Below are 6,134 nucleotides of genomic sequence, written 5' to 3' on the forward strand. Positions count from 1 at the left end.
GTCAAGGAGTCCTGCCGGAAGAAATAAGGACAATACGGATTTGTAATCTATGGGCTGAGTTCTATTCATGACGCAAAGATAAACAATAATATTGAATTGTTAAAAACACAACAATATTATTTGATTCCAAGTTTCCAAGGCAAACATAGGAGGCTATGGCGAGACGCCATAGCCTCCTATGTTTGTACTGCAAGCTTATGTGTTAGCTCTGCGATAAACAGGATTTTGGCGGTTGGTTAAATTGCGGCGTTATTTTTTTGTAAATATTTGAATATTCTGATTTATTGCACTATCTTTGCCTAACGCTATAATACAATCAGTTATGAGACAGTCAGAAGAACGATATATCAGTTTGTTGACCGATTTTGGCTTTAAGCTTTTTGATGCTGCTGCCGTGGCACGCTTCACTCCTACGGAGTTGCGTGAATACGAGGATAGCCTCAAGGCATATCGCGACATAAAGAACTCGTTGGACACGGCGAAGGAGCAAGGACGAGAGGAAGGCATGGAGGAAGGACTTGCAAAAGGTAGAGAAGAAGGACTTGCGAAGGGACGAGAGGAAGGACTTGCGAAGGGTCGTGCTGAAGGAATAGCGTTAGTAGCAAAGATGATGTATGACAAAGGAATGGACGTTGATGCTATTGCGTCAATGATTGGTATGTCAAAAGACGAGGTGGAGCGGTTGTGTGAGCAATGAAAAAGCTTTGTCAATACGCTGCCGTACAATCTATTCCCTCTGCCGCCACACGGTCACGGATGTTGTTGAGCTCTTCGTGGGTGGCTTTCTGCAATGTGTGGCAGGGTGTGTCGCGGTCAATTGTGTAGATCATCACCTGCTTTGGACGAATCAGCTTAAGCGCTTCTATCCAGGGCGTTACGTAACGGTCGGACGTGTTGTTGAGGTCCTGGCCGTTGATGTCGGTTCCCTTCATGAACATAGTCTGGATGATGACGTTGCCGTGGAACGATCGGAGAGTGCTGATGATGTCGTCAATGTTGTATGCTGGCGACGTCGGACGGTCCACGCGGCGGATGTAGTCGAAGTCCACGGTGTCGAGCTTCAGGATGTTGTTGTCCACGCGCTCCAAGGCACGATGGACGGCAGGCAGATGTGCCATGGTGGAGTTGCTGAGCACCGATACCTTCGCTGCGGGGAAATATCGGTTGCGCAGGCGGATGGTGTCGTCCACTATGCCCTCAAAGTCGGGGTGCGTTGTAGGCTCTCCATTGCCCGAGAAAGTTATGACGTCCAGTTTTTTATGTATGTCTTTCATCTCCTTTAGCTTTCTTTCCAGGCATTCCGCCACGTGGTGTCGTGACGGGCGCGGCAGGGTGGGGCGGCGCATGGCGTTGTAGCCCACTTCACAATAGATGCAGTCGAACGTGCAAATCTTGCCGTCGCTCGGGTTGACGTTCACGCCGAGCGAGATGCCCAGACGCCGGCTGTGTATGGGTCCGACGATGGGAGAAGGATATAAAGCTGTTGGCATAAGATTATATATGTATATTATTAATGTATAGTGCAAAGGTAAGCAATGTGTGTGATATACTGCCCGATAGTCTGAAAAAGCTTGTTAATTGACGTTAATCAGTCGCTGAAACCAATATTTTTTTGTTCCTTTGCAAGAAATTTGGAGTAATATATCCTTTTGGAAATGGCAAAGAAAAAAAAGAAGACCGGCAATCGTCATGGATTGCAGGCAGTAACGCTATGTATAAGCACGGCAATGGTGCTTATCTTATTGGGCCTCGTGGTGTTCTCCGTGTTCACCGCGCGCAACCTTTCTGAATATGTCCGTCAGAACATCGTGGTGACAATGGTGCTTCAGGACGACATGACGTCGGGAGAGGCACAGCAGTTCTGTGCCCGTCTGCGCACGCGTCCTTACATCCACAAGCTTACGTACGTCAGCAAGGAGGAGGCGCTCCGTGAGGGCATCCGCACGCTGGGCACCGACCCGCGCGAGTTTGCCGACACCAATCCTTTCCTTTCTTCTGTGGAAGTGACGCTCAAGTCCGACTATGCCAATTCGGACTCGCTCGTCTATATCTCGCGTGAGCTGAAGAACTATCCGAAGGTAAGCGAGGTGAAGTATGAGAAGGACCTCGTGGACAGCGTGAATGCCAACATCGCCAAGATCAGCGTGGTGCTGCTCAGCATAGCCCTGCTGCTCACCATCGTGTCGTTCTCGCTCATCAACAACACCGTGCGTCTGAGCATCTATGCCCGCCGCTTCTCCATTCATACGATGAAGCTCGTAGGCGCGTCATGGGGATTCATCCGCGCTCCTTTCGTGCGCCACTATATGCTGCTGGGCTTGCTTGCCGCCATCATCGCGTGCTGCGCCCTCGGCGGAGCCATCTACGCCCTTTACGTGTATGAGCCGGCTGTCCTTGACATCCTTACATGGGACGTGCTCGCCATAACAGCCGGTGTAGTGGTGTTCTTCGGACTGTTCCTGACAGCCATCTGCGCCACGATTTCTGTGAACAAGTTCCTCAGAATGAAGGCTGGCGACCTGTATAAGATTTAAATATATACATTACATAACAAATTCAATTTCAGTTATAAAATGGACAAAAGAAATTATGCTTTCGGAAAGACAAACTTCATTCTGTTGGCAGTAGGAATGGCAATCGTCATTCTTGGTTTTGTGCTCATGAGCGGTGCAGGAAGTGACGAGGGCGTGTTCTCCGCCGACATCTTCAGCGCCCGTCGCATAAAGTTGGCTCCAGCCGTATGCTTCATCGGCTTTATCTCCGTGATATACGCCATCATACGCAAGCCGAAGGATTAAAAATTCAGGGTACGCATGCCCGTGAAGGGTTTGATAGTTAACATTTATAGAACTTAATACGTAATTAAAAAGTGAATTGGTTTGAAGCTTTAATCCTTGGTATCGTCCAGGGACTTACTGAATATCTGCCTGTCAGCAGTAGTGGTCATCTCGCAATCGGCTCTTATCTCTTCGGCATCGAAGGAGAAGAGAACCTTGCATTTACCGTACTCGTGCATGTAGCCACGGTGATGAGTACGTTCGTGGTACTGTGGAAGGAGATCGATTGGATTCTCAAGGGTCTCTTCAAGTTCGAGATGAACGCAGAGACAAAGTACTTCCTCAATATCGTCGTTTCGATGATTCCTATCGGCATCGTCGGTGTGTTCTTCAAGGACAAGGTAGAGGAAATCTTCGGTTCGGGTCTTCTTATTGTAGGCTGCATGCTGTTAGTTACGGCAGCCCTGCTTGCCTTCTCTTACTTTGCAAAGCCACGTCAGCGTGAGAACATCTCAATGAAGGATGCCTTCATCATCGGTCTGGCACAGGCTTGCGCCGTAATGCCCGGTCTGTCGCGTTCAGGTTCGACCATCGCCACAGGTCTGCTCCTCGGCAACAAGAAGGAGAAGCTGGCACAGTTCTCTTTCCTCATGGTCATCCCGCCCATCCTCGGCGAGGCACTCCTCGACGTGCTGAAGGCTGTGAAGGGTGAAGAGGCGTTCGGCGACATCAGCGTGCTGCCGCTCGTAGTAGGCTTTATAGCAGCATTCGTAAGCGGATGCCTGGCTTGCCGTCTGATGATAAACCTCGTGAAGAAAGGCAAGCTTATCTACTTTGCTGTATATTGCGCCATCGTAGGAGCAATCACCGTCGCTTGCTCTTTGATGTAAAGAACACAGACTATATACATTATTATATATATACAAACACTTACTGAATGAATTTCACCAAGGGCGAAGTTATCGCCATTAACAAGCCGCTCGGTATGACGAGCTTCGGTGCCCTGGCGTTTGTCCGCAACCGCATTTGCAAGCGTCTTGGCGTAAAGCGCATCAAGATAGGCCATGCCGGCACACTCGATCCGCTTGCCACCGGTGTTCTGGTGCTCTGCACGGGACGCTTCACGAAGCGCATTGAGGAATTTCAGCTACATGGCAAGGAGTATGTCGCCACGCTGCAGTTCGGTGCCACCACTCCGAGTTATGATATGGAGCATCCCGTGAATGAGACCTTCCCGACTGACGCCATCACACGTGAGTCGCTGGAGCAGGTTCTGACACAGTTCGTGGGCGACATCGAACAGATTCCGCCGACGTTCAGCGCGTGCAAGGTGAACGGTCAGCGTGCCTACGACCTCCGTCGCAATGGCGCCGACGTGGAGCTGAAGCCGAAGCACATACACATCGACAGCATCGAACTCATGGATTTCTCTCCCGAAACCATGCAAGCCACCATCCGTGTGGCGTGCGGAAAGGGAACCTACATCCGAGCTCTCGCACGCGACATCGGACGTGCTCTCCAGTCAGGGGCTTACCTTACGCAGCTCTGCCGCACCAAGTCGGGCGACAGTCACATCGAGAACTGCCTGTCACTCGACACCTTCGAGGAATGGCTCGCGCAGCAGACCATCGAGACTGACGACGATGCGCAGCAGCCATCGCAGACACCCCAAGTTTAATCATCCCCACCCCGAACAAACACAACATCTTTTATATAGCAGACATGAAGTTATCACAGTTCAAGTTTAAGTTGCCAGAAGAGCAGATAGCACTCTATCCGCATAGCATATACCGTGAGTTCGAAAACGACAACGGTGAGAAGGAGACATTCCGCATCACACGCCGTGACGAATGCCGACTCATGGTTCTCCATAAGAAGTCGCAGACCATCGACATGTATAAGAAGGACGCTGACGGCAATCCCATTGAGGGTGAATTCCTTGATTTCCGCAACATCCTCGACTATTTTGACGAGCACGACACCTTCATTTTCAACGACACGAAGGTGTTCCCTGCACGTCTCTATGGCACGAAGGAGAAGACAGACGCCAAGATTGAGGTGTTCCTCCTTCGCGAGCTGAACGAAGAGATGCGTCTTTGGGACGTTCTCGTCGAGCCGGCACGAAAGATACGTATCGGCAACAAGCTCTTCTTCGACGAGTCGGGAACGATGGTGGCTGAGGTCATCGACAACACCACCAGCCGCGGACGTACGCTGCGATTCCTCTACGACTGTCCCCACGACGAGTTCAAGCGCGAGCTTTATGCGCTCGGCGAGGCTCCGCTCCCACGATACATCATCGACCGCCGCGACAATCCGCACGGCACTGAGGAAGACTTCGACGACTTCCAGTGCATCTTCGCAAAGAACGAAGGCGCCGTTACGGCTCCTGCCACAGGACTCCACTTCTCGCGTGAGCTTATGAAGCGCATGGAGATTCGCGGCATCAACTTCGCATACATCACCCTCCATTGCGGTCTTGGCAACTTCCATGACATTGAGGTGGAAGACCTTACTAAGCACAAGATGGACTCGGAGCAGATGCACATCGGTGCCGAGGCATGTAAGATAGTCAACGACACGAAGCGTGCAGGACATCATGTGTGCGCCGTAGGCACAAGCGTCGTTAAGGCTACGGAGACAGCTGTGGGGACTGACGGAATGCTCAAGGAGTATGACGGATGGACCAATAAGTTTATCTTCCCGCCCTACGATTTCGGACTGGCAGACTCGATGGTGTCAAACTTCTACCATCCTTACTCAACTCTCCTCATGGAGACCTGCGCCTTCGGTGGCTACGATCTCGTGATGGAGGCATACAATCTCGCCGTTAAACACGGATACATGTTCGGTTCGTACGGCGATTCGTTGCTGATTCTCAACGATTAGTCGGCAACGCCGAATTAGGAGTTACGAATTAGGAATTAGGAATTTGATGAAATTTGAAATTTAAAACTTTCAATTCCTAATTCGTAATTCCTAATTCCTAATTCAGCTTTGCTGCTTTGTTAATTAGTGTATAATATCATTCTTCTAAATAAAAATGCGGAAGAAAATGTTTGATATTCCGTTCATTATGTCTATATTTGCAAAAAATATATAAACTATTATCATAAATAATCATTAACGTTAGATGAAAAAATCTTTACTTTTGGCTATTGCAAGCACTTTTGCTGTGTCTGCAATGAACGCACAGCCCTTTACCGAGGGAGTGAAGCACTTTAGTGATGGGCTCAGTGGAAATTTAGTGGGGATAAGCATAAATCTTTGCAAGTCGATACAGAAAAAACTTTTCATCAACGATGCCCCTTAGTGATGCTCTGAAAGCTTTGATTTTTGCATTAAAGGATTCAGCTG

At 49.6% G+C, this 6,134-nt stretch carries 7 protein-coding genes and 1 pseudogene; 6 read left to right on the forward strand and 2 right to left on the reverse strand.

The window, feature by feature from the left end; all coding sequences use genetic code 11:
* The first annotated feature begins 322 nt into the window (after nucleotides 1–322).
* On the forward strand, nucleotides 323–697 hold the full coding sequence (locus CHL74_RS14565) for a hypothetical protein (protein WP_094881906.1): 375 nt from the start codon (nucleotides 323–325) through the stop codon (nucleotides 695–697).
* Between the two features lie 10 nt (nucleotides 698–707).
* On the opposite strand, the gene CHL74_RS14570 is transcribed toward CHL74_RS14565, so the two are convergent.
* On the reverse strand, nucleotides 708–1,490 hold the full coding sequence (locus CHL74_RS14570; RefSeq protein WP_094881907.1) for a radical SAM protein: 783 nt from the start codon (nucleotides 1,488–1,490) through the stop codon (nucleotides 708–710).
* A gap of 165 nt (nucleotides 1,491–1,655) precedes the next feature.
* On the opposite strand from CHL74_RS14570, the gene CHL74_RS14575 reads away from it, so the two are divergent.
* The 5 genes from CHL74_RS14575 (at nucleotide 1,656) to queA (ending at nucleotide 5,666) form a co-directional block, all read left to right on the forward strand.
* Complete coding sequence (locus CHL74_RS14575) at nucleotides 1,656–2,534, forward strand: cell division protein FtsX (RefSeq protein WP_094881908.1); 879 nt, start codon at nucleotides 1,656–1,658, stop codon at nucleotides 2,532–2,534.
* A 39-nt stretch (nucleotides 2,535–2,573) separates the two neighbouring features.
* Entirely contained in the window at nucleotides 2,574–2,798 is a 225-nt protein-coding gene (locus CHL74_RS14580) for a DUF3098 domain-containing protein (RefSeq protein WP_094881909.1), read from the forward strand.
* A 71-nt stretch (nucleotides 2,799–2,869) separates the two neighbouring features.
* The gene (locus tag CHL74_RS14585) at nucleotides 2,870–3,667 is read left to right on the forward strand and encodes an undecaprenyl-diphosphate phosphatase (RefSeq protein ID WP_094881910.1); all 798 of its coding nucleotides are present in this window, start codon (nucleotides 2,870–2,872) and stop codon (nucleotides 3,665–3,667) included.
* 47 nt (nucleotides 3,668–3,714) lie between these two features.
* Nucleotides 3,715–4,455, forward strand: coding sequence for a tRNA pseudouridine(55) synthase TruB (gene truB / locus CHL74_RS14590; RefSeq protein WP_094881911.1), 741 nt, complete (start codon nucleotides 3,715–3,717; stop codon nucleotides 4,453–4,455).
* A 44-nt stretch (nucleotides 4,456–4,499) separates the two neighbouring features.
* Complete coding sequence (queA, locus tag CHL74_RS14595; protein WP_094881912.1) at nucleotides 4,500–5,666, forward strand: tRNA preQ1(34) S-adenosylmethionine ribosyltransferase-isomerase QueA; 1,167 nt, start codon at nucleotides 4,500–4,502, stop codon at nucleotides 5,664–5,666.
* A gap of 355 nt (nucleotides 5,667–6,021) precedes the next feature.
* On the opposite strand, the pseudogene CHL74_RS16475 reads toward queA, so the two are convergent.
* Nucleotides 6,022–6,134 (reverse strand): annotated as a pseudogene (locus CHL74_RS16475) (ISAon1 family transposase); the annotation flags it as partial.

Origin of the sequence: Prevotella sp. 885 (assembly GCF_002265625.1) — a bacterium.
GTDB lineage: Bacteria > Bacteroidota > Bacteroidia > Bacteroidales > Bacteroidaceae > Prevotella.

What these genes read in the sequence shown, in the direction of transcription:
- truB (WP_094881911.1), top strand. Translation starts at nt 3,715, where the DNA reads ATGAATTTCACCAAGGGCGAAGTTATCGCCATTAACAAGCCGCTCGGT.
- CHL74_RS14580 (WP_094881909.1), top strand. Translation starts at nt 2,574, where the DNA reads ATGGACAAAAGAAATTATGCTTTCGGAAAGACAAACTTCATTCTGTTG.
- CHL74_RS14575 (WP_094881908.1), top strand. Translation starts at nt 1,656, where the DNA reads ATGGCAAAGAAAAAAAAGAAGACCGGCAATCGTCATGGATTGCAGGCA.
- CHL74_RS14570 (WP_094881907.1), bottom strand. Translation starts at nt 1,490, where the DNA reads ATGCCAACAGCTTTATATCCTTCTCCCATCGTCGGACCCATACACAGC.
- CHL74_RS14565 (WP_094881906.1), top strand. Translation starts at nt 323, where the DNA reads ATGAGACAGTCAGAAGAACGATATATCAGTTTGTTGACCGATTTTGGC.
- queA (WP_094881912.1), top strand. Translation starts at nt 4,500, where the DNA reads ATGAAGTTATCACAGTTCAAGTTTAAGTTGCCAGAAGAGCAGATAGCA.